At 71.7% G+C, this 24,444-nt stretch carries 25 protein-coding genes, 1 tRNA gene and 1 pseudogene; 13 read left to right on the top strand and 14 right to left on the bottom strand.

The window, feature by feature from the left end; translation table 11 throughout:
• Complete coding sequence (locus OHS71_RS06410) at positions 1 to 1,404, bottom strand: glutamine synthetase family protein (RefSeq protein WP_328477679.1); 1,404 nt, start codon at positions 1,402 to 1,404, stop codon at positions 1 to 3.
• Between the two features lie 43 nt (positions 1,405 to 1,447).
• Entirely contained in the window at positions 1,448 to 2,239 is a 792-nt protein-coding gene (locus tag OHS71_RS06405) for an SAM-dependent methyltransferase (protein WP_328477677.1), read from the bottom strand.
• Positions 2,240 to 2,372: 133 nt separating this feature from the next.
• On the opposite strand from OHS71_RS06405, the gene OHS71_RS06400 reads away from it, so the two are divergent.
• Complete coding sequence (locus tag OHS71_RS06400) at positions 2,373 to 3,227, top strand: Cof-type HAD-IIB family hydrolase (RefSeq protein WP_328477675.1); 855 nt, start codon at positions 2,373 to 2,375, stop codon at positions 3,225 to 3,227.
• Between the two features lie 264 nt (positions 3,228 to 3,491).
• A complete protein-coding gene (locus OHS71_RS06395) occupies positions 3,492 to 4,736 on the top strand; it encodes an amidohydrolase (protein ID WP_328477673.1) in 1,245 nt (414 codons plus the stop codon).
• A gap of 21 nt (positions 4,737 to 4,757) precedes the next feature.
• Here the strand turns inward: OHS71_RS06395 and OHS71_RS06390 are convergent, their stop codons facing one another.
• The 4 genes from OHS71_RS06390 to OHS71_RS06375 all read right to left on the bottom strand — a co-directional run bounded on the left by OHS71_RS06390 (position 4,758) and on the right by OHS71_RS06375 (position 7,478).
• Positions 4,758 to 5,090 (bottom strand): DUF3140 domain-containing protein, encoded by a 333-nt coding sequence (locus OHS71_RS06390; RefSeq protein WP_328477671.1) that lies wholly within the window; start codon positions 5,088 to 5,090, stop codon positions 4,758 to 4,760.
• Between the two features lie 62 nt (positions 5,091 to 5,152).
• Complete coding sequence (locus OHS71_RS06385; RefSeq protein WP_328477669.1) at positions 5,153 to 5,635, bottom strand: Dps family protein; 483 nt, start codon at positions 5,633 to 5,635, stop codon at positions 5,153 to 5,155.
• 88 nt (positions 5,636 to 5,723) lie between these two features.
• Positions 5,724 to 5,975: a WhiB family transcriptional regulator gene (locus tag OHS71_RS06380; RefSeq protein ID WP_328477667.1), complete on the bottom strand. Its 252-nt coding sequence runs from the start codon at positions 5,973 to 5,975 to the stop codon at positions 5,724 to 5,726.
• A 291-nt stretch (positions 5,976 to 6,266) separates the two neighbouring features.
• Complete coding sequence (locus tag OHS71_RS06375) at positions 6,267 to 7,478, bottom strand: RNA-guided endonuclease InsQ/TnpB family protein (RefSeq protein WP_328477665.1); 1,212 nt, start codon at positions 7,476 to 7,478, stop codon at positions 6,267 to 6,269.
• Between the two features lie 161 nt (positions 7,479 to 7,639).
• On the opposite strand from OHS71_RS06375, the gene OHS71_RS06370 reads away from it, so the two are divergent.
• Positions 7,640 to 8,413 (top strand): sulfite exporter TauE/SafE family protein, encoded by a 774-nt coding sequence (locus OHS71_RS06370; RefSeq protein WP_328477663.1) that lies wholly within the window; start codon positions 7,640 to 7,642, stop codon positions 8,411 to 8,413.
• Between the two features lie 50 nt (positions 8,414 to 8,463).
• On the opposite strand, the gene cobF is transcribed toward OHS71_RS06370, so the two are convergent.
• Together cobF and OHS71_RS06360 are read right to left on the bottom strand one after the other, a co-directional pair.
• Complete coding sequence (gene cobF, locus OHS71_RS06365) at positions 8,464 to 9,237, bottom strand: precorrin-6A synthase (deacetylating) (protein WP_328477661.1); 774 nt, start codon at positions 9,235 to 9,237, stop codon at positions 8,464 to 8,466.
• 42 nt (positions 9,238 to 9,279) lie between these two features.
• Positions 9,280 to 9,810, bottom strand: coding sequence for a DUF309 domain-containing protein (locus OHS71_RS06360; RefSeq protein WP_328477659.1), 531 nt, complete (start codon positions 9,808 to 9,810; stop codon positions 9,280 to 9,282).
• Positions 9,811 to 9,915: 105 nt separating this feature from the next.
• Between OHS71_RS06360 and OHS71_RS06355 the strand changes: the two genes are divergently transcribed.
• From OHS71_RS06355 to OHS71_RS06340, 4 genes are all read left to right on the top strand, one after another.
• A tRNA-Pro gene (locus tag OHS71_RS06355) sits at positions 9,916 to 9,992 on the top strand.
• Between the two features lie 222 nt (positions 9,993 to 10,214).
• On the top strand, positions 10,215 to 10,787 hold the full coding sequence (locus tag OHS71_RS06350) for a TetR/AcrR family transcriptional regulator (RefSeq protein ID WP_328477657.1): 573 nt from the start codon (positions 10,215 to 10,217) through the stop codon (positions 10,785 to 10,787).
• Positions 10,788 to 10,921: 134 nt separating this feature from the next.
• Entirely contained in the window at positions 10,922 to 12,103 is a 1,182-nt protein-coding gene (locus OHS71_RS06345; RefSeq protein WP_328477655.1) for an acyl-CoA dehydrogenase family protein, read from the top strand.
• Between the two features lie 2 nt (positions 12,104 to 12,105).
• Positions 12,106 to 12,864: an SDR family NAD(P)-dependent oxidoreductase gene (locus OHS71_RS06340; protein ID WP_328484415.1), complete on the top strand. Its 759-nt coding sequence runs from the start codon at positions 12,106 to 12,108 to the stop codon at positions 12,862 to 12,864.
• Between the two features lie 8 nt (positions 12,865 to 12,872).
• Here the strand turns inward: OHS71_RS06340 and OHS71_RS06335 are convergent, their stop codons facing one another.
• Positions 12,873 to 13,658 carry a GntR family transcriptional regulator gene (locus OHS71_RS06335; RefSeq protein WP_328477653.1) on the bottom strand — a complete coding sequence of 262 codons (786 nt, stop codon included), beginning with the start codon at positions 13,656 to 13,658 and terminating at the stop codon, positions 12,873 to 12,875.
• A 468-nt stretch (positions 13,659 to 14,126) separates the two neighbouring features.
• On the opposite strand from OHS71_RS06335, the gene OHS71_RS06330 reads away from it, so the two are divergent.
• From OHS71_RS06330 to OHS71_RS06310, 5 genes and pseudogenes are all read left to right on the top strand, one after another.
• On the top strand, positions 14,127 to 15,146 hold the full coding sequence (locus OHS71_RS06330; RefSeq protein WP_328477651.1) for a sugar ABC transporter substrate-binding protein: 1,020 nt from the start codon (positions 14,127 to 14,129) through the stop codon (positions 15,144 to 15,146).
• Entirely contained in the window at positions 15,146 to 16,222 is a 1,077-nt protein-coding gene (locus OHS71_RS06325; RefSeq protein ID WP_328477649.1) for an ABC transporter permease, read from the top strand. Before OHS71_RS06330 ends, OHS71_RS06325 begins: the two co-directional genes overlap by 1 nt.
• A gap of 5 nt (positions 16,223 to 16,227) precedes the next feature.
• A complete protein-coding gene (locus tag OHS71_RS06320; RefSeq protein ID WP_328477647.1) occupies positions 16,228 to 17,142 on the top strand; it encodes an ATP-binding cassette domain-containing protein in 915 nt (304 codons plus the stop codon).
• 294 nt (positions 17,143 to 17,436) lie between these two features.
• Positions 17,437 to 17,730 (top strand): annotated as a pseudogene (locus OHS71_RS06315) (serine hydrolase); the annotation flags it as partial.
• A gap of 51 nt (positions 17,731 to 17,781) precedes the next feature.
• Positions 17,782 to 17,955 (top strand): hypothetical protein, encoded by a 174-nt coding sequence (locus tag OHS71_RS06310; protein WP_328477645.1) that lies wholly within the window; start codon positions 17,782 to 17,784, stop codon positions 17,953 to 17,955.
• Positions 17,956 to 18,054: 99 nt separating this feature from the next.
• Here OHS71_RS06310 and OHS71_RS06305 read toward each other — a convergent pair whose 3' ends face one another.
• From OHS71_RS06305 to OHS71_RS06295, 3 genes are all read right to left on the bottom strand, one after another.
• Complete coding sequence (locus OHS71_RS06305; RefSeq protein ID WP_328477643.1) at positions 18,055 to 19,059, bottom strand: Gfo/Idh/MocA family protein; 1,005 nt, start codon at positions 19,057 to 19,059, stop codon at positions 18,055 to 18,057.
• 143 nt (positions 19,060 to 19,202) lie between these two features.
• Entirely contained in the window at positions 19,203 to 19,979 is a 777-nt protein-coding gene (locus OHS71_RS06300; protein WP_328477641.1) for an SDR family oxidoreductase, read from the bottom strand.
• Between the two features lie 14 nt (positions 19,980 to 19,993).
• Complete coding sequence (locus OHS71_RS06295) at positions 19,994 to 21,160, bottom strand: phytanoyl-CoA dioxygenase family protein (protein WP_328477639.1); 1,167 nt, start codon at positions 21,158 to 21,160, stop codon at positions 19,994 to 19,996.
• Between the two features lie 117 nt (positions 21,161 to 21,277).
• Between OHS71_RS06295 and OHS71_RS06290 the strand changes: the two genes are divergently transcribed.
• Complete coding sequence (locus OHS71_RS06290) at positions 21,278 to 22,312, top strand: LacI family DNA-binding transcriptional regulator (RefSeq protein ID WP_328477637.1); 1,035 nt, start codon at positions 21,278 to 21,280, stop codon at positions 22,310 to 22,312.
• A gap of 36 nt (positions 22,313 to 22,348) precedes the next feature.
• Here OHS71_RS06290 and OHS71_RS06285 read toward each other — a convergent pair whose 3' ends face one another.
• Together OHS71_RS06285 and OHS71_RS06280 are read right to left on the bottom strand one after the other, a co-directional pair.
• Positions 22,349 to 23,020, bottom strand: a complete 672-nt coding sequence (locus OHS71_RS06285; RefSeq protein ID WP_328477635.1) for a hypothetical protein — start codon at positions 23,018 to 23,020, stop codon at positions 22,349 to 22,351.
• A gap of 149 nt (positions 23,021 to 23,169) precedes the next feature.
• Positions 23,170 to 24,327, bottom strand: coding sequence for a Gfo/Idh/MocA family protein (locus OHS71_RS06280; protein WP_328484414.1), 1,158 nt, complete (start codon positions 24,325 to 24,327; stop codon positions 23,170 to 23,172).
• Positions 24,328 to 24,444 lie beyond the last annotated feature (117 nt).

Genomic DNA, 24,444 nt, shown 5'->3' with positions numbered 1-24,444 from the left:
TCAGTACTTCCAGCGGTAGGCCGCGGCCACCCGCTCGTCGTCGAGACCTTCGACGGCGTCGATCTCGCCCTGCCGCACGGCGCTCACCGCGTCGGCGAGCACCGGACCGAGCGCGGCCCGCAGCACCTCGTCCGCGCGGAACTCGGCGAGGGCCCCGCCCAGCGAGGTCGGCAGCCGGCGCACGCCCCGGGCGCCCGCCTCCCCGGCGCCCAGCCGCGCCGGGTCCCCGGTCGTCTCCTCGGGCAGCACGGCGCCCGACGCGAGCCCGTGCAGTCCGGCGGCGATCAGGCAGCCGAGGGCGAGGTACGGGTTGGCGGCCAGGTCGACCGGCTTGACCTCCAGGTTCGCCTGTTCCGTGCGCCGCCCGGCCGTCCCGCGCACCAGCCGCACCGCACACTCGCGGGTCTCCAGGCCCCAGGCGGTGAACACCCCGGCCCACTGGGAGGGCTTGAGGCGCAGATAGCTCGCGGGGCTCGGCGCGGTCACCGCCGTCAGGGCCGGGAGACGGGCCAGCACACCGGCCGCGAACGCCTCCGCGTCGGCCGTCATGCCGTACCGCCGCTCGCCGCCCGCGTGCAGGTTCGTGCCGTTCCGCCAGGCGGAGAGGTGGACGTGCCCGCCGTTGCCGACGCCTTCCGCGCCGACGGCGGGGGAGAAGGACACCCGCAGGCCGTGCCGCCGGGCCAGCGCACGGATGGTCTGGCGGACCAGGACGCTGCGGTCGGCCGCCGCCACCGGGTCGAGCGCGCCCACCGAGATCTCGAACTGGCCGGGCGCGTACTCGGGATGGATCTGGTCGACGTCCACGCCCTGCGCGGCGCACGCGGCCAGCAGGTCGGCGGTGTAGTCGCTCAGCTCGACCTGCCGGGTCGCGCCGTACGCGGGTCCCGTGGCCGCCGGCACGAACTCCCCCCGGGGAGCCGAGTCCAGGCCGACCGACCACTCGATCTCGATGCCCGCCCTGAAGGCGAGACCGTGCTCGCGGGCCGCGTCCGCGACGACACGGCGCAGAAAGGTGCGGGAGCAGCCGGGGTGGCGTTCGCCGTCCTGGGTGACGCGGTCGACCGGGGCCCAGGCCCAGCCGGGCTGTCCCGCCAGGACGACGAGCCGGTCGAGGTCCGGGTACAGGCGCAGGTCGCCGTCCGGGGAGCCGAGCACCTCGGTCGCCACGATGTGGTCGTTCGCCAGGAAGGTGTCGAACACCGGTGACATCCCGACGCCCCAGGCCGCCGCCGAGGCCAGGGCGGCCGTGGGGATCGCCTTCACCCGGCCGACGCCCGCCGTGTCGACGTAGGACAGGACGATCCCGTGCACCGAGGTCGCCGACAGTTCGCCGCGGAGCGCGGTGGCCCGTTCGACGTCGCCGGGACGCCCACCGGGGACGGGATCGGCAAGGGTGGTCATTCGTCCTCCACGGTCGGTACGTCCGGTGTGCGCCGTACGTCCGTCAGGGTTTCACGGCCACCGCGCCGTACTGCGGCACCACCGCCAGGGAGTCGGCCTCGCCGCGCCAGCGCGAACAGGACACCAGGCCCGGCTCCAGCAGTTCCAGGCCCTCGAAGAACGAGGCGATCTCCTCGCCGCCGCGCGCGGTGATCGGCGGGGTGGCGTTCTCGTTCCAGAACTTCATCGCCGGGATCTGGCCCTCGCCGCCCACCGCGCTGTCGTGGGTGGGGTGCGTCAGGACCAGGAAGCTGCCGGCGGGGACGTCGGCCATGACCTTGCGCACGACGTCCCGGGCCGCGTCGAGGTCCAGCACGAAGTTCAGGATGCCCAGCATCATCACCGCCACCGGGCGGGTGAGGTCCAGGGTGCCCGCCGCGCGCTCGAGGATCCCGGCCGGGTCGTGCACATCGGCGTCGATGTAGTCGGTGACGCCCTCGGCGGTGCCGGTCAGCAGCGTGCGCGCGTGCGCCAGCACGATGGGGTCGTTGTCGACGTACACGATCCGGGACTCGGGCGCGACGCGCTGCGCGATCTCGTGGGTGTTGTCGGCCGTCGGCAGTCCGGTGCCGATGTCGAGGAACTGCCGCACCCCGCGCTCCTCGGCGAGGAACCGCACCGCCTGCCCCAGGAACCAGCGGTCCGCGCGGGCGATCTCCCGGATGAGCGGGAACATCCCGGCGACGTGCGCGCCGACCCGCTGGTCGACCTCGTAGTTGTCCTTGCCGCCGATCCAGTAGTTCCACACCCGCGCGTTGTGCGCCACGCTGGTGTCCAGCCGTGCGGACCCGCTCACGCGACCGCCCCTTCTCACGTTCCGCCCGTCTCCGGGACCTCGGACCTGCCCTGTCCGCCATTGTGCCGCCGGATGATCACCGCTGTCCCCGGTAGGGTGAAATTCCGGTGACCCCCGTACCAGGAAGCAGGACATGCCCTACTCGCACGCCCCCCGTCCGACCGCGTCCGACCCGGCGGCGGGTCCCCTCGACATCCGGCTGATCGTCACCGACATGGACGGCACGCTCCTCGACGACGACAAGAAGGTGCCGGAGGGCCTGTGGGAGACGCTGGCCCGGCTGCGGGAGCGCGGGGTGCTGTTCACCCCCGCGAGCGGACGCCAGTACGCCACCCTGGCCGCGGAGTTCGCCGAGGTCGCCGAGGGAATGGCGTTCATAGCGGAGAACGGCACGTACGTGGTGCGCGACGGTGAGGAACTGAGCTCCGACCCGCTGGACCCCGCGGTGGTCGCGCAGGTGATCGAGGCCGTACGGGGGCTCGCCTCCGAGGGCGTCGACCTGGGCGCCGTCGTCTGCGGGAAGCGGTCCGCGTACGTCGAGCGGGCCGACGAGGCGTTCCTGGCCGAGGTGGGCAGGTACTACGTCCGGCACCGGGTCGTCGAGGACGTCACCGCCGTCGGCGACGACATCCTCAAGGTCGCCCTCTTCGACTTCGGGTCCGTCGCGCGGACCACCGCCCCGGCGCTCGCCCCCTTCGCCCGCACCCACCAGGTCGTCGTCTCCGGTGAGCACTGGGTCGACGTCATGAACCGCACCGCCCACAAGGGCGCCGCGCTGCGCGCGCTCCAGCGGGAACTGGGCATCACGCCCGCGCAGACCATGGTGTTCGGCGACTACCTCAACGACCTGGAGATGCTGGACGCCGCCGACTGGTCGTTCGCCATGGCCAACGCCCACCCGGAGGTCCTCCGCCGGGCCCGCCACCTCGCGCCTTCCAACAACGACAACGGGGTCCTGCGCACCGTCGCCCGCCTGCTGGACCTCTGACCGGGGACGGTCCCGGGGGGGGCGCCCGCAGGGACGGCCCCGGCCGCGGGGAAGTCCACCGGAGCGGGGCGAGACGGTGACGGCGGTGTCGATCACCGCCCGACCACCGCCCGGTGCCCGGGCCATCAGGCCCCGGCCCTCGCCCGCCCCGGCCCTCGCTCGCCTCGGCCGAACGGCCGGGATCCACACGCCGGTTCCTCGGCCGCTCGGCCGATCGGCCTCGCCGCCTGCGGCCGCCGGGACCGCTCTCGTAGGCTGCGCGGTATGACCGAACCGGCCGTCGTCGCCCGCCTCACCCGGGAGATCACCTCGGGAATCGACCCGGGCGATCTGGAGGGTTTCTACCAGGACCTGCACCGCCATCCCGAGCTGTCCTTCCAGGAGCACCGGACCGCCGCGAAGCTCGCCCTGCGGCTGCGCGCGGCGGGGTATGCGGTGACGGAGGGGGTGGCCCGCACCGGCGTCGTCGGGGTGCTCGCCAACGGTGACGGGCCGGTGGTGTGGCTGCGCGGTGACATGGACGCGCTGCCCGTGCGGGAGGCGACGGGGCTGCCGTACGCCTCGACCGTCGACGGGGTGATGCACGCCTGCGGCCACGATCTGCACGTCACCTGGCTGGCGGCCGCGGCCGAGGCGCTGGCCGCGGCCCGCGGGACGTGGTCCGGGACGCTCGTCGTGGTGGGGCAGCCCGCGGAGGAGGCAGGGGGCGGGGCGGCGGCGATGGTCGCGGACGGGATCCACGCCCGGTTCCCGCGCCCGGACGTGCTGTTCGGCCAGCACGTGGCGCCCGGGCTCGCCGGGTTCTACCCGCACACGCCCGGCCTGACCCTGTCGGCCTCGGACGACGTCGACGTCGTCGTGCAGGGTGTGGGAGGCCACGGTTCACGGCCCGAGTCGACGGTCGATCCGGTCGTGACGGCCGCGTACATCGTGACCAGGCTTCAGACCGTCGTCGCACGCGAGGTCGCGGCGAGCGACTCGGCGGTGCTGACGGTGGGGAGCTTCCACGCCGGCACGAACTCCAACATCATCCCCGCCGAGGCCCGGCTCGCGCTGAACGTGCGTACCCAGGACGCCCGGGTCCGCGAGCGCGTCCTCACCGCGATCCGGCGGGTCGTCGAGGGGGAGTGCGCCGCGGCGGGCTGCCCGGTCCCGCCCGGGGTGACGGTCCGCCCGGGCTGCCCGACCACCGTCAACGACGCGGCCCTCGACGGGGAGATCGCCGCGGTCCACGGTGAACTCTTCGGCGCGGGCACGGTGTTCGACTTCGGCCAGGCGATGGGCAGCGAGGACTTCTCCCTGCTCGCCCCGGAGGGCGTGCCGTACGACTACTGGTACGTGACCTCGACCCCGGCGCCCGTGTGGGAGGCGGCGCCGGGGGAGGAGCTGCGGGAGAAGTTCGCGGCCGTGCCGGGGAACCACAGCGCACTGTTCGCGCCGGACCCGTCGGTGCTGGTGCCGGGAGTGCGCACGCTGGTGTCGGCGGCGCTCTCCCGGCTCACCGGCTGAGTCGGCGGACCGCGCGGGGGCCTACGGCTTGAGCGGATCGTGGCCGATCGTCATCAGGCGGTGGCGGCTGCGGGTGTCCTCGGCCTTTGGCTCGTTCTCCAGGTCCGCCTGTGCGGTGACCGTGTCCACGACCCGGTACATCACGCGGACGTCGTCGTCGGTCAGGTCGGTGCGCCGCTTCTGGAGTATCGCCAGCACGTGCTGCCCGGTCGGCGTCCCCGCCTCCTCGGGCAGGGGTTCGGCGTTCTCGTCGGCGTCACGCACCCGCAGCCAGGCGGCCAGCTCCTGCGAGGTCATGTTCACCACGCGGTGGAAGTCCTCCCACAGCGCGTCGAGTTCGAGGGCGTCGGCCATCGCGGGGCCCCTTTCTCCCGGTTCTCCCGGTTCTCTCCGTGCGGGTCGTTCTCCGGCGTCGGTCAGCTCTCGCGCGGCCAGTTCTCCGCCTCGAACATCCACCGCTGCTTCTCCAGGTCGGCGGTGATCGCGATCAGCAGGTCCTGGGTGACCGGGTCGGCTTCCTCGGTAGCCGTGATCCGTTCCCGCAGCCGTCCGATGGCGTCCCCCAGGGTCTCCGCGATCAGCTGGACGACGTCCTCGTCACGCAGCCAGCCGTCCTTCGGGGACGGCAGGGTGAACGCCGAGGCGATGGTCTCCGGACGGCCGTCGGGCGGCAGGCCCAGCGCCGCCGCGCGCTCCGCGACGGTGTCGGCGTAGGTGCGGGCCGCCGAGACCACCTCGTCGAGCTGGAGGTGGATCGAGCGGAACCGGGGACCGACGATGTTCCAGTGCGCCTGCTTCCCGATCAGGGAGAGGCCCAGCAGATCCACGAGCGTGCTCTGCAACGCCTCGAAGGTGACCTGGCGGGCCGGTTCGGGCAGCGGGCTCTTCACGACAGTCATACGGTGCTCCTTCTCATCGCGTCGTGTTCACCGCGCGGGGTCGCGGTGCGCCGGTGCGTGTCGCCCGGTGTGCGCCGCGCGGTGGTCGTCACGTCGTGCTCATCGCTTCGCGTCTGGTGGTGCGGAGCAGTTCGGCGCGTTCCTCCTCGCCTGTCCCGCCCCACACGCCCGAGGTCTGCCCGATGGCCAGCGCGTAGGACAGGCATTCGGGGCTCACCGTGCAGCGGGCGCAGACGCGCTTGGCGGCCGAGACGTCCCGCAAGGCGGGTCCGGTCGTGCCCACGGGGAAGAACAGCTCAGGGTCCTCGCCCACGCAGGCGGCACTGCGCAACCACTCCATGAGGGCGCGGGTGCCCAGGCCGCACCACCGCAAACAGCCGTGTCGGCGATCCGTTCCGGGCGGCGAGCGGCACCCTCCGGGAGGGTGTCACCTCCAGGGAGGCGTTCCGCCTTGCGGGCGCGGCGGACGGGGCAGAGGCAGGCACGGGCACGCGCACAGGCCGGTCTCCGACCGGGAGACCGGATGCCGGATCCGCCGGGTGCACCGGCGGGACGGCCATCAGGCGAGACACCCTTCTGGCCATGCGATAGCTGTGCGTAGCATCGGTCTCCGCTTGACTTCCTCCCCCGCCTAAAGGCGGGGGATTCCAGCGGTCGCCCGCTGGGGTTCCTGCTTCATCGACGACCGCCCCGTCCGGGAGGACTCCCGTTGAGGTCTTACACCGTCTCCACAGGCAGACACCGCCAGCCCGGCGGCCAGGATATTGCGCGCCGCGTTCACGTCGCGGTCATGCACAGTGCCGCAGCCGTCGCATGTCCACTCGCGGACGTTCAGCGGCAGCTTCCCGCGGACCGTGCCGCAGGTTCCGCACAGCTTGGAGCTGGGGAAGAAGCGGTCGATCACGACGAGTTCGCGCCCGTACCAGGCGCACTTGTACTCCAGCATGGAGCGCAGGTCCGTCCAGGCTGCATCGGAGATGGCGCGGGCGATCTTGCCGTTCTTCAGCAGGTTGCGGACGGTGAGGTCCTCGATCACGACCGTTTGGTTCTCACGGACGAGACGAGTCGACAGCTTGTGCAGGAAGTCGCGGCGCCGGTCGGCGATCCGCGCGTGGACCTTGGCGACGCGACGCCGGGCTTTCTCCCGGTTCGCCGAGCCCTTCGCCTTGCGCGACAGCTCCCGCTGCACACGGGCGAGACGGGCGCGGTCACGGCGCTCGTGCTTGGGGTTGGCGATCTTCTCCCCGGTGGACAGGGTCACCAGGGAGGTGATCCCGGCGTCCAGGCCGACCGCCGCTGTGGTGGCGGGGGCCGGGGCGATGCTGTCCTCGCACAGCAGGGACACGAACCAGCGTCCCGCCGCGTCGCGGGACACGGTCGCAGTGGTCGGCTCACTGTTATCGGGCAGTGGACGTGACCAGCGGATGTCCAGCGGCTCCGCCATCTTGGCGAGCGTGAGCTGTCCGTCGCGCCAGGTGAAGGCGCTGCGGGTGTACTCGGCCGACGCGCGGGACTTCTTGCGCGACTTGTAGCGCGGATACTTCGCGCGTTTGGCGAAGAAGCTGGCGAACGCCGTCTGAAGATGGCGCAGCGCCTGCTGGAGCGGAACCGAGGACACCTCGGTCAGGAAGGCCAGTTCCTCGGTCTTCTTCCACTGCGTGAGCGCGGCGGAGGACTGCACGTAGGAGACGCGGCGCTGCTCGCCGTACCAGGCCCGGGTGCGCTCTTCCAGCGCCTTGTTGTACACCAGGCGGACGCAGCCGAACGTACGCGACAGCTCAGCCGCCTGCTCGTCCGTGGGGTAGAAGCGGAACCTGAACGCCCGCTTGACCTGCTCCGCCATATCTCACACTCCATCAGCTCCCCTGTGAGTGACGGATGTCGGCCGGTGGGCGGTGGACGCCGGTCCGCCCTGGCGGCGAACCGACTTCCCCTGCCCCGCTCCGCAGGAGCTTCGTCTCCTCCCCGGCCTGAAGGCCGGGGTATCCACGAAAGAGGGCCCCGATGAACACGATGAACCTGTGGCACATCACCGGCTGGGAGTTCGGGGCGCTCGCCCTCGCGGCCCTGCTCGTCGGCTTCTCCAAGACGGCCGTCAGCGGGGCCAACACGGTCAGCCTCGCGATCTTCGCGGCGGTCCTGCCCGCCCGCGCCTCCACGGGCGTCCTGCTGCCGATCCTGATCGCCGGCGACGTCCTGGCCGTCCTCACCTACCGGCGGCACGCCCACTGGCCCACGCTGTGGCGGCTGTTCCCGGCGGTCGCGGCCGGTGTGGTGTTCGGGACGGTGTTCCTGGTGTGGGCCGACGACGGGATCGTCCGCACCTCGATCGGGGCGATCCTGCTGCTGATGGCGGGCGTCACGGTGTGGCGGCGGCGCACGGCCGACGCGGCCGACCAACCCGACGCCGTGGCCACCCGGTCCGGCCGGATCAAGGCCCGCTCCTACGGCGTCCTCGGAGGCTTCACCACCATGGTCGCCAACGCCGGCGGCCCGGTGATGTCGCTGTACCTGCTCTCGGCCGGCTTCCGCAAACTCGGCTTCCTCGGCACCTCCGCGTTCTTCTTCCTGATCGTCAACGTCTCGAAGGTGCCGTTCAGCGCCGGTCTCGGACTCATCGACGGCGACTCGCTGCTCCTGGACGCCGCGCTCGTCGCGTTCGTCGTCCCCGGCGCGCTGTTCGGCAAGTGGGCGGTGCACCGCATCAACCAGCGGCTGTTCGAACGGCTGGTGATCGCGGCGACCGTGGTGGGCGGACTCCAGCTGCTGCTGCGCTAGCCGGCCCCACCGCCCCCCCACATCGCCGTCGGGGCGCCGGGCGGCCGGGGCTATTCCCGGCCCGGGTTGCGGCGCAGCAGGTAGGTGTCCATGATCCAGCCCTTGCGCTCGCGGGCCTCGGCGCGCAGCCGCTCGATGCGCGGGCCGGCCTCGGCGATCGGACCGGACACGAGGATCTCGTCCGGGGTCCCGATATAGGCGCCCCAGTAGATGTCGACGTCCTCGTCGGCGTACTCCCGGAAGGCCTGGTGGGCGTCCAGCATGACCACCACGTCGTCCACCCCTTCCGGGAACCCCTCGGCGAGCCGCCGGCCCGTCGTGATCTGCACCGGACGCGCCACCCGGTTCAGGCCCGTGCGGTGCCGGGCGACGAGTGCCGAGACGCTGCTGATCCCGGGGACGACGTCGTACTCGAAGGCCACCGCGCCCCGGCCCAGCACCTCCTGAAGGATGCCCAGCGTGCTGTCGTACAGCGCCGGGTCGCCCCAGACCAGGAACGCACCCGTCTCGTCCGGGCCGAGTTCCCCGGCGATCAGCCGCTCGTAGATCTCCGCGCGGGCGCTGCGCCAGTCGCCGACGGCGGGGGAGTAGGCCGCACCGCCGGCCCCGCGGTCCCGCTCCGGATCCCGGGCCTCGACCACCCGGTAGGCGCCCTGCGGCAGATGTGTGTCGAGCAGGTCGTGGCGCAGCCGCGTCAGGTCGCTCTTGACCTCGCCCTTGTCCAGGACGAAGAACACGTCCGTGCTCCGCAGCGCCCGGACCGCCTGGAGGGTGAGCTGCTCGGGGTCGCCCGCGCCGATACCGATGACATGAATCCTTCGCACGCCCCGAGTCTGCCGTACGCCACGGACGGTGAGCGTGCCGGGTCAGCGCAGCCGGGGCGCCCGGGTCCGCGCGTCCACGGCGGTGCCGCTCGACTCCACGGTGTCCGCCAGGTCGTCCGCCCAGCGGGCCAGCGCGTCGAGATCCATCCCGTACGGCCGGTCCTGTCCCGCGCCGGCCGCCCACTCCCGCACCGCCCCGGCACCGCGCCGCAGCAGCCGCGCCCCGCCCGTGAGGTTCCCCCGGGCCGAGTGCGTCAGACCCACCGCGAGCTGCGCGAGCCCGCGCCACAGGGTGCGCTCCGACTCGGGGCCCGACTTCCAGGCGTCCTCGAACACCTCGTGCGCGTGGAACGGCTTCCCGGCGTCCAGCAGGACCTGTGCCTCGGCGACGGTCTCCCGCGGCGTGCGGACGACGCCCTCGGGCTGCCGTTCCACACCGGCCGTGCCGTACGGCAGGGGCCGGCCCAGCCCGTCCCTCGGCCGGGCGTTGCGGGCCCGCCCCTCACCGTCCCGGTCCCGGGGGCCCGCGGTCCGGCCGCCGCCCGTACCTCCTGTGCTGCCCAAAGGGTCCATACGCCGATTGTCCCGCGTCCGGGCCCCGCCCCCTTCGGCGCACCCCCCGGTGTGGGGTAAAGTGCTGTTCGCGCGATCACATGGCGGATGCCGTGCGAAGCGCACCGGGACGTGGCGCAGCTTGGTAGCGCACTTGACTGGGGGTCAAGGGGTCGCAGGTTCAAATCCTGTCGTCCCGACCAGCTTCACAGCGGGTCGGAAGCCGCTTTCTCGTTCTCGGGAAGGCGGCTTCGGTGCGTTCAGGGATCGACGGCCCCCGAGGGCCCGGCGCCCGGGCCCGCGTCGCTGCTCGCAAAGCCCGTGCCCGCGAGCGCACTTCGAGCGGGCCGGTGCATCCCCCCGGCCGCCGCGCTCGGACGACCAGGGGGTGACCGGGGAGTAACCCGGGGGGCTACGCTGAGATCATGCCGTCTCCCCGCCGCACGGCCAGACAGGCCGACCTGCTGGAACGCCTCGTCTCGCTGCTGACGGCGGAGGGGTTCTCCGACCTCACGCTGGACGACCTCGCCGAGCGGCTGCGCTGTTCCAAGACCACCCTGTACCAGCTCGCCCGCAGCAAGCAGGGCCTGGTCGTGGAGGCGGTCAAGCACTACTTCCGCGGGGCGACCGAGGCCGTCGAGAAGCGGGTGGCCCAGACCGTCGACCCCTCGGACCGCGTCCGCGTGTACCTGACCGCCGTGGCCGAGCAACTGCGCCCGCTCTCGCGCCGGTTCCTGGACGACGTGGCGGACTTCCCGCCCGCCCGCGAGGTCTACGAGGCCAACACGCGGATGGCGGCGGAGCGGGTGCGCCGGCTGATCGCCGAGGGCGTCTCGGACGGCGCCTTCCGGGAGGTGCACACCGCCTTCGTCGGTGAGGTCGCCGCCGCGACCATGCGCCAGATCCAGCAGGGCGAGCTCAAGTCGCGCACGGGACTGACCGACGCGGAGGCCTACGAGCAGCTCGCCTCGCTGATCGTGCACGCCGTTTCGTCCTGAACCCGCTCCCCACCAGCCGGGTCCCGCTCTTGCGTCCGGATCCCGGGGGCTCCGCACTGCCCATTTCCGTACTGTGAATGATACGCTGGTACGCACTCCAGTATCACTTTCAGTACTAGTCCGTGGAGGTCACCATGCCTGCCACCCGCGCCCTGCCGACCGAGGAAGCCGTCGAGCTCATCCAGCTCACGCGCACCCTCGCCGCCAAGGAACTCGCACCCCGGGTCGCCGACGCGGAGGCGGACGGGGCGTTCCCCCGGGACGTCTTCCGCACCCTCGGGCGCAGCGGCCTGCTCGGGCTGCCCTTCGCGGAGGAGGACGGCGGGGCGGACCAGCCGTACGGGGTCTACCTCCAGGTCCTGGAGGAGGTCGCCGCGGTCTGGTCGAGCGTCGCCGTGGGCATCTCCGTGCACGCTCTCTCCTGTTTCCCGCTGGCCCGTTTCGGGACGGCGGAGCAGCGCCGCAGATGGCTGCCCGGCATGCTGGGCGGTGAGCTGCTCGGCGCGTACTGCCTGTCCGAGCCGCACGCCGGCTCGGACCCCGCGGCCATGCTCACCCGCGCGGTCCGCGAGAGCGACGGGGACTATGTGCTGAACGGCACCAAGGCCTGGACCACGCACGGCGGTTACGCCGATTTCTACACGGTCATGGCCCGTACTTCGGACGACCGCGCGCACGGCATCTCGTGCTTCCTGGTCCCCGCCGACGCCCCGGGGCTCAGCGCCGACCCCCCGGAGCGGAAGATGGGGCTGACGGGCTCGGCGACCGCCACCATGCGGCTGGAGAACGTACGGGTGCCCGCGGAGCGCCGGATCGGGGAGGAAGGCCAGGGGCTGAAGATCGCGCTGGCCTCCCTCGACTGCGGCCGCCTGGGCATCTCGGCCGTCGCCACCGGCCTCGCCCAGGGCGCCCTGGACCACGCGGTGCGCTATGCGCGGGAGCGGGAGACCTTCGGCAAGCCGATCATCGAGCACCAGGGCCTGGCCTTCGTCCTCGCCGACATGGGCGCCGCGATCGAGTCGGCGCGGGCCACCGCGCTGTCCGCCGCCCGGTTGAAGGATCTCGGCCTGCCCTTCACACGGGAGGCGTCGATCGCCAAACTCGTGGCGACGGACAACGCCATGAAGGTGACCACGGACGCCGTGCAGGTCCTCGGGGGATACGGGTACACACGCGACTTCCCCGTGGAGCGCTTCATGCGCGAGGCCAAGGTCATGCAGATCTTCGAAGGAACCAACCAGATCCAGCGCATGATCATCTCCCGTGCGCTGGACCGCGACGAGGGCGGTGTGCTCACCGTCCTCGGCAAGGAGTGATGATGCAGCTCGAGAACACCGCCGCCCTTGTCACCGGCGGTGCGTCCGGCCTCGGCGCGGCCACCGCGAAGGCCCTCGCCGGACGCGGCGCCCGGGTCTTCGCCCTCGACCTCAAGGACGGCATCGACAAGGCGCCCGAGGTGCCCGGGGTGACCTATGTGCCCGCCGACGTCACCGACCCCGAGCAGGTCGGCGACGCCGTCGCCGCCGCGGCCGGCTCCGGGGTCCCGTTGCGCACGGTCGTCAACTGCGCCGGGATCGGCCCGTCCGCGCGGATCCTCGGCAAACGGGGCGTCCACGACCTCGGCCTGTACGCCAAGGTGATCCAGATCAACCTGATCGGCACCTTCAACGTGCTCGCGCTCGCCTCGGAGGCCATCGCCGCCACCGAGGCCGACGGGAACGGCCAGCGGGGCGTCATCGTCAACACCGCCTCCATCGCCGCCTACGACGGCCAGATCGGCCAGGCCGCCTACGCGTCCTCCAAGGGCGGGGTCGTCGGACTGACCCTGCCCGCCGCCCGCGACCTCGCGCAGTACGGGATCCGGGTGTGCACCATCGCCCCGGGCATCGTGGAGACACCGATGCTGGCCACCGTGTCGGAGGAGTTCCGTGCCTCGCTCGCCGAGGGCGTGCCCTTCCCGCGCCGCCTGGCCCGGCCCGAGGAGTACGCGCAGCTGGCTCTGTCGATCGTCGAGCACGACTACCTCAACGGCGAGACGATCCGCATGGACGGCGCACTGCGGATGGCCCCGAGGTAGGCAGGTCCTCAGGGCCTGACCAGCAACCGGAAGTCGAAGGCGTACCGGGACGCGCGGTAGATGTGCGTCCCGTACTCGACCGGCCGGCCGGTGTCGTCGTACGCCGTGCGCTGCATGGTCAGCAGGGCCGCCCCCTCCGTCTCGGCGAGGAGGGCGGCCTCCTCGCCGGTGGCGGAGCGGGCGCCGATGGTCTGGCGGGCGCTGTGCAGGGTGATGCCCGCCGAGCGGAGCAGCCGGTACAGGCCGGTCGACTCCAGACGCTCCGTGTCGAGCTCCAGAAGGGCCGGCGGGAGGTAGTTGCACAGGAACGCCACCGGCTCCCCGTGGGTGGCGCGCAGCCGCTCGAGGACGGTGACCTGGCTGCCCTGCGCGACGCCGAGCGCGGCGGCCACGTCGGCGGTCGCCGGCACGTGTGCGTTGCGCACGACCTGCGTGGTGGGGCCCTGTCCGGCCGCCTCCAGGTCGTCGTAGAGGCTGCTCAGTTCCAGCGGCCGTTTCACCTGGCTGTGCACGACCTGCGTGCCCACTCCGCGCCGTCGCACCAGGAGGCCCTTGTCGACCAGGGACTGGATCGCCTGACGGACCGTCGGGCGGGACAGGCCCAGGCGGGTCGACAGGTCGATCTCGTTGCCCAGAAGGTTTCCCGGGGCGAGGGCGCCCTGCTCGATCGCCGCCTCCAACTGCTGGGCGAGCTGGTAGTAGAGGGGCACAGGGCTGGTGCGGTCCAGGGCGAAATGCAGCGGTTCGAGCGCGGAGCCGGGCACGGCACGGGAACGGTCGCCGGTCTTCGCCATGAGAGCACCTCCTCGGGTCGGTGGGGCCTGATGCGGGCCCCCGGACGTGCCCCTGCGCGCGTGCGAGGGGTAGGTCCGGGCGCAAAGGGTAGAGATCGACCCCGACGAACCCGTGGTGATCAGGTCCGGTGGTGGGGCCGGCTCGGCCATGTGCGACGCTCCTCGGTGATCGTGGGGGGCCTGGCGTCCCCCAGGTGTAGGTCCAGGGGACCCGCACTGTCAAGAGTTTGTACTTACATTCGGACCTGAGCGTGAAATGATGTCTTAACAAAGTATTGACAGTGAGCCCGGCAAGGGATTGGATCCGGTCCCAGCAGCGCACGGCCGGGTCCGAGACACCTGAACAGTCGCGGACCCGGCCCCACGGCCCCAATCTGAGTAGAAACGGGCCCCGGAACCCTCCGATCGCCTCTCCTTTTCCCGATTTCCCCGTCGTGTTTCTCCGTCGCACAGTGAGGTGCAGGAAAGATGGACAGCTCTTCTCCCTTCCGCTCGCGCAGAATCGCCCCGGTCGTGGCCATGGCCGCGGTGGTGACCCTGACCCTGGCGGGCTGTTCCAGCAGTTCCGGTGGCAAGAAGTCCGAGGAGAGCGCGGACGGCGCTTCCGCGGGCAAGGCGAGCACCCCCCAGATGACGGTCGCCCTGGTGACCCACCAGTCGCCCGGCGACACCTTCTGGGACATCGTCCGCAAGGGCGCCGAGGCGGCCGCCGCCAAGGACAACGTCAAGCTGGTGTACTCCGCCGACCCCAACGCCGGAAACCAGGCCAACCTGATCCAGAACGCCATCGACCAGAAGGTCGACGGCATCGCGGTCACCCTCGCCAAGCCGGACGCCCTCAAGGACGTCGTCGCCAAGGCGAAGACCGCGAAGATACCCGTGGTCGGCCTCAACTCCGGTGTCAGCGAGTGGAAGAACCTCGGCCTGATGGAGTTCTTCGGCCAGGACGAGACCGTGGCCGGCGAGGCCCTCGGCAACCGCCTCAACTCCGAAGGCGCCAAGAAGGCCGTCTGCGTCATCCAGGAACAGGGCAACATCGGCCTGACCCAGCGCTGTGCCGGTGTGAAGAACACGTTCAAGGGCGCGACGGAGACCCTGTACGTCAACGGCACCGACATGCCGTCCGTGAAGTCGACGATCACCGCCAAGCTGAGCCAGGACAAGGCCATCGACTACGTCGTCACCCTCGGCGCCCCGTTCGCGCTGACGGCGGTGCAGTCGAAGTCCGACGCGGGCAGCAAGGCCAAGATCGCGACCTTCGACCTGAACAAGGACCTGACGAGCGCCATCGACAAGGGCACCATCGAGTTCGCCGTCGACCAGCAGCCCTACCTCCAGGGCTACCTGGCGATCGACTCGCTGTGGCTCTACAAGAACAACGGCAACTACATGGGCGGCGGCGAGCAGCCGGTGCTGACCGGTCCCGCCTTCGTGGACAAGACCAACGTCGACGCGGTCGCCTCGTTCGCCGCGAAGGGCACCCGGTGATGAGCATGACCCAGCATGCCGAGCCGGCGGTGACCACACCGCCGGCCCCCGGCCGCAAGGAGAACGACGGCCGGACCAAGCAACGCCCCCTGGCCCTGCGGCTGCTGGCGCGCCCCGAGGTCGGGGTCTTCCTCGGTGCGGTCGCGGTGTACGTGTTCTTCCTGATCACCGCCCCGCCGGTGCGCGAAGGCAGCGCGATGGCGAACATCCTGTACCAGTCGTCGACGATCGGGATCATGGCGCTGCCGGTCGCGCTGCTGATGATCGGCGGCGAGTTCGACCTCTCCGCCGGCGTCGCCGTCATCACCTCGGCGCTCACCGCCAGCATGCTCGCCTACCAGTTGAGCATGAACGTCTGGGTCGGTGTGGTCGTCGCCCTCCTGGTGTCGTTGGGGATCGGCTTCCTCAACGGGTGGATGGTGGTGAAGACCGGGCTGCCCAGCTTCCTGATCACCCTGGGCACGTTCCTGATCCTCCAGGGCGTCAACCTCGCGGTGACCAAGCTGGTCACCACCAACGTGGCCACCGACGACATCAGCGACATGGACGGCTTCGGCCAGGCGAAGAAGATCTTCGCCTCCTCCTTCGACGTCGGTGGCGTCCAGGTCAAGATCACCATCGTGTACTGGCTGGTCTTCGCGGCCATCGCCACCTGGATCCTGCTGCGCACCCGGTACGGCAACTGGATCTTCGCGGTCGGCGGGAACAAGGACAGCGCGCGGGCCGTCGGCGTGCCCGTGACGTTCACCAAGATCTCGCTGTTCATGCTGGTCGGCTTCGGCGCCTGGTTCGTCGGCATGCACCAGCTGTTCACCTTCAACACCGTGCAGTCCGGCGAGGGCGTCGGCCAGGAGCTGATCTACATCTCCGCGGCCGTCATCGGCGGCTGCCTGCTGACCGGCGGCGCCGGATCGGCGATCGGCCCGGTCTTCGGCGCGTTCATGTTCGGCATGGTGCAGCAGGGCATCGTCTACGCCGGCTGGAACCCCGACTGGTTCAAGGCATTCCTCGGCGTCATGCTCCTCGGCGCCGTCCTCATCAATCTGTGGGTCCAGCGCACGGCCACCCGGAGGTGACCTCAATGACCACCAACGGAACCGGCACACACGGCGCCATCCTCGCGGACACGGTCCCCGAGGGCGGGGACAGCCCGCTCGTCGAACTGCGGAGCGCGGGCAAGTCCTACGGCAACATCCGCGCCCTGCACGGCGTGGACCTCACCGTCCGTCCCGGCCAGGTGACCTGCGTCCTCGGCGACAACGGCGCCGGCAAGTCCACCCTCATCAAGATCGTCTCGGGGCTGCACCAGCACACCGAGGGCGAGTTCCTCGTCGACGGCCGGCCGGTGCGCTTCAGCACCCCGCGCGAGGCCCTCGACCGCGGTATCGCCACCGTCTACCAGGACCTCGCCACCGTGCCCCTGATGCCGGTCTGGCGCAACTTCTTCCTCGGCTCCGAGATGACCAAGGGCCCCTGGCCCGTGCGCCGCCTCGACATCGAGAGGATGAAGAAGACCGCCGACGAGGAACTGCGCAACATGGGCATCGTGCTCGACGACCTCGAACAGCCCATCGGCACCCTCTCCGGCGGCCAGCGCCAGTGTGTCGCCATCGCCCGCGCCGTCTACTTCGGCGCCCGCGTGCTGATCCTCGACGAGCCGACGGCCGCCCTCGGCGTCAAGCAGTCCGGCGTGGTGCTCAAGTACATCGCCGCCGCCCGCGAACGCGGACTCGGCGTCATCTTCATCACCCACAACCCCCACCACGCCTACATGGTCGGCGACCACTTCAGCGTCCTGCGCCTCGGCACCATGGAACTCACCGCCTCCCGCGACCAGGTCAGCCTCGAGGAACTCACCAACCACATGGCCGGCGGCACCGAACTCGCGGCCCTCAAGCACGAACTGGCCCAGGTACGCGGCGTGGACGTCGAGGAGCTCCCCGAGGAGAAGGACCTCACCGCCCCCGTGGCGAGCCCCGGCGAGAAGACACCGTGACGCGGAACGGCCGCGCCACGAGGTGAAGTTCCCGCGTTCCCGCGGGCATGCCCCGGGAGCCGGAGCACCAGGCGCGTCGCGCCGTCGCCGACAGGCGGCGGCGCGCCCGCGCTCGTATGGTGGTGGTGATGGGCCGCATACGGCCCGTGCCCCCTGGTGCGGCTGTGGCCTGCGGCGGAACCTCCTCATACGGGAGCGAGCCCATGACACACGCGTACCTTCGACTGCGCCGGGGGATGGCCGCGGCCGTCACCGCAGGGGTCCTGGTGGTGCCGGCCGTGGGCGGAACGGCGCAGCCCCGCCACCCAGAGGCAGCGCCTGATCACACCGCCGACACCCATTCCGGGTGCCGGATACGGTCTCGGCATCTTCGATGTGCAGGGCTGGATCGGCCACAACGGCTCGCTGCCCGGCTACGAGTCCCTGACCATCTACCTGCCGTCGGCACGGGCCACGCTCGTGGTCGTGCTGAACACCGACATCAACTACAAGAACCAGGAACCCAGCACCCTGTTCGGCGACGCGATCACCAGGATCATCTCGCCGGACCATGTCTTCGACCTGCCGGCGGAACCAGCGGCGAGGTGAGGACGTTCAGACAGGTAACAGGTGTGCGCAGTCGTGGACGGGGAGGGTGACATGCAGGAAGAGGAGCAGGCCGGCACCGCGGAGGACGGGCGCCGGGCGCGGTTCGGCGTACTGCCCGAGCGGGTGCGTCCGCAGGACATGGTGGAGGAACGGCCGGCCACCCCGCGGGACCCGGCACGGGACGCCTACGACCCGGACGAGTTCGCGGTCCGCTACGGTCTGTGAAACCGGTGAGGGCGGCCGGGGGGAGCCACTCCCCCCGGCCGCCCTCACCCGCGTTTCCCGTTCTGCGGCGCCCGGCCCGTCGGCCGAGGGTCCACCGGCTCAGGAGGCGCGGACCTCCGCGATCGTCACCGGCCGGTGCTCGTGCAGGGACAGCGTGCACGCCTCCGCGATCCAGCCCGCCTCCAGGGCGTCCTCGATCGTGCAGGGCGAGGGCCGGGAGCCGGCCACGACCTCGGTGAACGCGGTGAGTTCGGCGCGGTAGGCGGCGGTGAAGCGGTCCATGAAGAAGTCGTGCGGGGTACCGGCCGGGAAGGTCACCCCGGGCTCCACCGACCGCAGCGGCAGCTTGTCCTCCAGGCCGACGGCGATGGAGTCGGCGAAACCGTGGATCTCCATCCGGACGTCGTAACCGCGGGCGTTGTGGCGGGAGTTGGACACCACGGCGATCGTGCCGTCGTCCAGGGTGAGGATCGCGCCGGTGGTGTCGGCGTCGCCCGCCTCCCTGATGTAGTCGGCGCCCCTGTTGCCGCCGACCGCGTACACCTCCGTCACCTCGCGGCCGGTGACCCAGCGGATGATGTCGAAGTCGTGCACGGAACAGTCCCGGAAGATGCCACCGGAGGCGGCGACGTACGCGGCCGGCGGCGGAGCCGGGTCGAGCGTGGTCGAGCGGACCGTGTGGAGCTTGCCCAGCTCGCCCGTCCGCACGGCCGCCCGCGCGGCGACGAAGCCCGCGTCGAAGCGGCGGTTGTAGCCGATCTGGATGGGCACGGAACTGCCCTGCACCGCCCTGAGCACCTCGACGCCCTCGCGCATGGTCTTCGCGACGGGCTTCTCGCAGAAGACGGGGATGCCCGCCTCGACGGCGGCCAGGATCAGGCCGGGGTGCGCGTCCGTCGCCGCCGCGATCACGACGCCGTCCACCCCGGCGGCCAGGACGGCCTCGAGGGAGTCGGCGACCTCGGCGCCGAACCGCTCGGCGGCGTTCTTGGCGGCCTCCGCGAACGGGTCGGCCACGACGAGCGACGCCACGGCGTCGAGTCCGGAGAGGGTCTCGGCGTGGAAGGCGCCGATGCGGCCGAGGCCGAGGATTCCGATGCGCATGCGCTCCGCTGCTTTCCTGGTGGTGTGTGGTTGCTGTCTCTTGCCGGGGTTCTGCTTCGGGCCCCGTCGCCCTTCGGGCTCGTCCTCGATCGCCGGACGGGCTCGAAACGCGGGCTCCGGACGCCTGGGCGGGGTCGCGATGTTCAGTCCAGGCCGCCCAGTACGTTCTGGTCCCAGTCGATCACCGAACCGGTGACCACGCCCGACCGCTCGGACAGCAGGAACACCACGAAGTCGGCGATCTCGTCCGGTCGGCCCAGCCTGCCCATCGGCAGCCGTGCGGCGGCCTGCTCGCGCCAGTCGTCCCCGGCGCCGTGGAAGGCCCGCTGGGTCGCGTCCTCGCCCTCGGTGGCCGTCCAGCCGATGTTGAGGCCGTTGATCCGGACCCGGTCGAAGCGGTGCGCGTGCGCCGCGTTGCGCGTGAGGCCGATCAATCCCGCCTTCGCGGCGACGTACGGCGCGAGAAACGGCTGACCGCCATGGGCCGAAGAGGTGATGATGTTGACGACCGTGCCCGGCGCCTCCCGGGCCAGCATGTCCGCGACCGCAGCCTGCATCGTGAAGAACGGCGCCCTGAGGTTGATCGCGATGTGCTGGTCGAACAGCTCGGGCGTGGTGTCCAGCAGCGTGCCCCGGGAGGTCAGCCCCGCCGAGTTGACCAGGCAGTCGACACGGCCGTACGCGGCGACCGTCTCGGCCACCGACGCCTTCGCCTGCCCGGCGTCGGAGAGGTCGGCCCGTACGAAGACGGCCTTGCCGCCGGCCGCCGTCAGCTCCGCCACCAGGGCGTCGCCCGGCTCCGGCCGCCGCCCGGTGACGGCGACGAGCGCGCCCTCACGGACCGCGGCCCGCGCGACGGCCGCGCCGACACCCTGGGTGCCGCCGTTGACGAGGACGACCTTGTCGTCGAGAAGTCCCATGTGCCCAAGCCCTTTCAGCTGGTGCGCCGTGCGGCGCCGGCCCGCAGTTCGTCCCGGAGCGTCTGCGGGGTCCACTCCTCGTGCAACGCCCGCCGTACGACGTCCGCCTGCGTGGGCGGGGCCAGACCGTCGACGGGCGGGTCGCTGTCGAGATTGGTGGGGAAGGGGTAGCCCTCGGCGCTCGCGGCGACGACACGCTCCAGCCACGCCTCGTCCGCGCCCCGCGCCCGCCGCTTCAGCAGCACGGGGAAAACCGCGTTCACCACCGCCTCCCGGTCCACGGTCTCCATCGCGCGCCCGAAGGCCGAGGACACCTGGAGCAGGTTCGCCGTCCGGCGCACACCGGTGGTTCGGTTGGCGCCGGCGGCGTGCAGGACGGCCGGGTTGAAGAACGCGGCGTCGCCCTTCGCCAGGGGCAGTTGGACGTGGTGCTTCTCGAAGTACTCCTGGAACTCCGGCAGTCGCCACGCCAGATAGCCGGGCTCGTACGTCTGCGAGTACGGCAGGTACAGCGTCGGCCCGGACTCCACGGGCATGTCGCAGTGCGCGACCGCGCCCTGGAGGGTGAGCACGGGGGAGAGGCGGTGGACGTGCGCCGGGTAGGCGGCGGCCGCGTCGGCGGCGAGGAACCCCAGGTGGTAGTCGCGGTGCGGACTCTGTGCCCCTCCGCCCGGGTTGACCACGTTGACCTGCGACGTCACCTGGTAGCCCGGACCGAGCCAGGCCCGCGAGACCAGCGCGAGGATGTCGTTGGCGTAGTAGTCGGCGAACGCCTCCGGGTCGTGCAGGGCGGCCTTCTCCAGGGCGTTCCAGACGCGGTCGTTGGCGCCGGGCTTCGCGAAGTGGTCCCCCGCGCCGGCACCCGAGGCGTGCTGCCGGGCGATGAGCGCGTCGAACACGGCGGTGGTCCGGTCGACGACCGCCGGGTCGGGGAAGGCGCCACGGAAGACGACGACACCGGGCCCGTCGGTCAGGGCCCGCACCAGCTCGGCGGCGACCGCACGGTCCGCTCCGGCGGCGCGCAGACGCTCGCTGTCGTAGACGAGGACGTTCCCCTCGACCGCCGTGGCGTTCGGGAAGCCGGCGAGGTCGGTGGTGCGCTCGACGAGGGCGCGGAAGGCGTCGAGGCCGCAGTCCTGCTCGGTCAGCCAGGCAGGGCCCCGCACGGAGGTGAAGGACATCGTCGTCCCTTCGATGACAATGGCGGCTCAGCGCTGCCATTCTTGTCATGACAAACCCGTCGAACAACCAGCAGGGGGCCATCAAAAACCCCTCAAGCAGATTCCTGGGAGCTTTCCGTGGGCCACCCCTTCCCCATCCGGGAGATCGCACGTCAGGCCGGTCTGAGCGAGGCGACCGTCGACCGGGTCCTGAACGCCAGGGGCGGGGTGCGGGAGTCCACGGTGCAGGAGGTGCGGCGCGCCATCGCCGATCTGGACCGGCAGCGCACGCAGGTCAGACTCGTCGGCCGGACCTTCATGGTCGACATCGTGATGCAGGCGCCGGAACGGTTCACCACCGCCGTCCGGGGCGCCCTGGAGGCCGAGCTGCCGTCCCTGCACCCGGCCGTGCTGCGCTCCCGTTTCCACTTTCGGGAGACAGGGCCGGCCCAGGAGCTGGTGGCGACCCTCGACCGGATAGCCCGGCGCGGCTCGCAAGGCGTCGTCCTCAAGGCGCCGGACGTCCCGGAGACCAACGCCGCCGTCAGCCGGCTGGTGGCCGCGGGCATCCCGGTCGTCACCCTGGTGACGGACCTGCCGGCCAGCGCGCGTCTGGCCTACGTGGGTATCGACGACCGGGCCGCCGGGGCCACCGCCGCCTACCTCATGGGCCAGTGGCTCGGCGACCGCCCCGGCAATGTGCTCACCAGCCTCAGCAGCGGGTTCTTCCGCAACGAGGAGGAGCGCGAGATGGGATTTCGCAGCGTGATGCGGGCCCGCCACCCCGAGCGTGTCCTGGTCGAGATCGCCGAGGGACAGGGGCTGGACGTCACCCAGTACGAGCTGGTCCGGGCCGCGCTGCAACGCGACCCGGACATCCGCGCCGTCTACTCCATCGGCGGCGGCAACAACGCCACCCTGCGGGCCTTCGCCGACCTCGGCCGGGAGTGCGCCGTGTTCGTGGCGCACGACCTCGACCACGACAACACCCGGCTGCTGCGCGGACACCGGCTGTCCGCCGTCCTGCACCACGACCTGCGGCGCGACGTGCGCGAGGCCTGCCACACCGTGATGCGGGCGCACGGTGCGCTGCCGCCGGCCGGGCCCACGCTGCCGTCGCCGATCCAGGTGGTCACCCCCTACAACATGCCGCCCCGGGCGGCGGCCGACTGACACGGCCACCGCCCGGGCGCGGGCTTCGCGGGCAGCTCAGTTCCGCAACGCCGCCGGCGTCCCGGCCGCCGGGGCGACGCGTCCCGCGCTGCGGTACGTGCAGACGCCCAGGGCCAGCAGCCAGTAGCTGAAGACGGCGCCCATCAGCGCGGTCGTGCCCCAGCCGTTCGCCGCGTAGAAGAACGCGGGATCGTTGCCGAAGAACAGCGAGGGCACGAAGGCCAGACCGACGGCGGCCAGGACGTAGGCCGAGCGGCCGGTCCAGCGCGGCAGGAGGCCGGTGCGGGTGACGGCCCCGCCGAGCGCGGTCAGGAAGAGCGCCAGCATCAACCGGGAGATCGACCCGTACAGGATGTAGGTGCCACTGACGTCGATGGTCGGGTCGATCGGCCGGTCGGCGGCGATCACCGCGCCGGCCTCCAGGCCCATCGAGACCAGGGTGACCGTGGAGTAGACGAGGCCGGTGGCGAAGGCGATCGAGCCCATCCACTCATGGGCGGGACTCACCCGCTTGACCAGCTCCCGGAACGCCGTCACGAACACCACCAGCGAGGCCAGCGCGACGATCCCGACGAGCAGCCGGGACAGGACGTTGCCGTCCGGCGGCGGGCCGTCGTAGACGAAGTACAGCGGTACCTGCACGATGAGGGCCACCGCGGCGACGAGGGCGGCGAGGCCTGTCAGGCGGCGGGCGAGGATTTCGGACATGGGGTCCCCCGGGTTCTCGGTGCGGCGGATGAGGCGCCGGCGTCCGTGAGCGGTTGCCCGCCTTTTCGCCGACCCCTGAAGCCTGCCGTTTCCGGGGCGTGCCGTCCCTGGGCCTGGGAGCCGGACCGTGGGTGGTCCTGGCACCACCCCTAAGGGTGCACGTCCACCCACGAACCGCTCCGCGCCGACCGGCTCATCGCCTCCAGCACGGTCGCGCTGTGCACCGCGTCCGCGAGGGTCGCCCCGTGGGGAGTGCCCTCGGCGACCGAGCGCAGGAAGCGGTGGGCCTCGATCACCTTGAGGTCGTCGTAGCCCATGGCGTTCGCCGCACCGGGCTGGAAGGCGCCGAACTCGCCGTCTCCGGGGCCGACGTACACCGTGCTGACAGGCTGGTCCTGGTAGGTGGCGCCGCGGCTGACGCCGAGTTCGTTCATCCTCCTGAAGTCCCAGAACACGGCGCCTTTGGTGCCGTGCACCTCGAAGCCGTAGTTGTTCTGCTCGCCGACGGAGACGCGGCAGGCCTCCAGCACGCCCCGGGCGCCGGAGGCGAAGCGCAGCAGGCAGTTGACGTAGTCCTCGTTCTCGACCGGACCGAGTTCACCGCCGACGGCGAGGCTGTGGCCCGCCGTCGCCCCCGTCGGGCGGGCCCGCTCGGCGACGAAGACCGCCGTGTCGGCCGTCAGGGAGGCGATGTCGCCGAGCAGGAAACGGGCCAGGTCGACGCCGTGCGAAGCCAGGTCGCCGAGCACTCCGCTGCCGCCCCGCTCCCGCTCGTAGCGCCAGGTCAGGGCGCCGTCGGGGTGGGCCGCGTAGTCGCTGAACAGACGGAGCCGGACATGGGTGACCGTGCCGAGCTCACCGGAGGCGATCAGGTCGCGGGCCGTCTCCACGGCCGGCGCGTTGCGGTAGTTGAAGCCGACCGCGCCCTGGACGCCGGCCTCGGCCACCGCGTCCGCCACCGCCCGGGCGTCCCGGGGAGCGAGCCCCACCGGCTTCTCGATCCAGATGTGCTTGCCGGCCTCCGCCATCGCGACACCGATCTCGCGGTGCAGGAAGTTCGGCGCGGTGATGCTGACGGCCTGCACGCGCGGGTCGGCGGCCACCTCGCGCCAGTCCCGCGTGAACGACGCGAAGCCGAACCGGTCCGCGGCCTCCTCGGCGCGCCCCGGCACCTCCTCGGCGACGGTCACGAGTTCCGGACGCACGCCCAGTCGCGGGTAGTGGTGCCGGACCCGGGTGTACGCCTGGGTGTGCACCCGGCCCATCCAGCCGAACCCGACGACGGCCACTCCCAGCGCATCCACCATGGCAGTCACCACAGTCCTTCCTTGGACCGCTCCATCTTCCGACCACGTCACCCTGCGGGCCGCCCCGCCAAGGTGTCAAGGCCTCCGAGGGCCTTTGACAACCACGGTGGCACATGG

Source organism: Streptomyces sp. NBC_00377 (assembly GCF_036075115.1).
Taxonomy (GTDB): Bacteria; Actinomycetota; Actinomycetes; order Streptomycetales; family Streptomycetaceae; genus Streptomyces.
Note: the sequence above shows the minus strand (reverse complement) of the source record. Positions and strands in the feature narration are given on the sequence as shown.